Origin of the sequence: Arthrobacter sp. 2RAF6, from assembly GCF_052115205.1 — a bacterium.
GTDB lineage: Bacteria > Actinomycetota > Actinomycetes > Actinomycetales > Micrococcaceae > Arthrobacter.
The window spans coordinates 1-800 of record NZ_JBFRGF010000110.1 but is presented as its reverse complement, the minus strand read 5'-3'; the positions used below and the strand labels follow the sequence as shown (position 1 = coordinate 800).

The following is an 800-nucleotide window of genomic DNA, read 5'->3' as shown; positions in this document are numbered from 1 at the left end:
CCGCGCTGGTACCAGGGCCTGGGTCCGGACGCTCCGGCGTGCATCGCCTATTTCTCGCCCGAGTTCGGGATCACCGAGGTGCTTCCGCAGTATTCCGGCGGCCTGGGGATCCTGGCCGGGGACCATCTGAAAGCCGCTTCGGACCTGGGCGTGCCGCTGATCGGCGTCGGGCTGCTCTACCAGGCGGGCTACTTCAAGCAGTCCCTTTCCCGGGACGCCTGGCAGCAGGAAACCTACCCGGTCCTTGACCCGGACGGCCTGCCCCTGACAATGCTGCGTGAGGAAGACGGTTCGCCGGCTCTAGTCACGCTTCCCCTGCCCGGTGACCGGACGCTGCGGGCGCACATCTGGCGGGCCGACGTCGGGCGCGTGCCGCTGCTGCTGCTCGACTCGAACGTTCCGGCCAACGACGACGCCGCGCGCGGGATCACGGACCGCCTCTACGGCGGGGGCGGTGACCACCGCCTGCAGCAGGAGCTGCTGCTGGGCATGGGCGGGGTGAAGGCGCTGCGCGTCTACCAGCGCCTCACGGGCACCCCGGCCCCGGAAGTGTTCCACACCAACGAAGGCCATGCCGGGTTCCTGGGCATAGAACGCATCCAGGAGCTCATGTCCTCCGAGGCCCCGCTGAGCTGGTCCGAGGCCCTCGCTGCGGGACGGGCGTCCACGGTGTTCACCACCCACACCCCGGTGCCGGCCGGCATCGACCGTTTCGAGGCCGTGCAGATCAGGCACTTCTTCGACGCCGGCCTGGCCCCGGACGTGCCGGTGGAGAAGGTCCTGGAACTGGGCCGGGAAAA

1 protein-coding gene is annotated in these 800 nt (G+C 69.8%); it reads left to right on the top strand.

Annotated elements, in window-relative coordinates; all coding sequences use genetic code 11:
* Positions 1-800, top strand: an 800-nt coding sequence (gene glgP / locus AB4Z38_RS25705) for an alpha-glucan family phosphorylase (RefSeq protein WP_441432337.1), incomplete at both ends; no start/stop codon positions are given.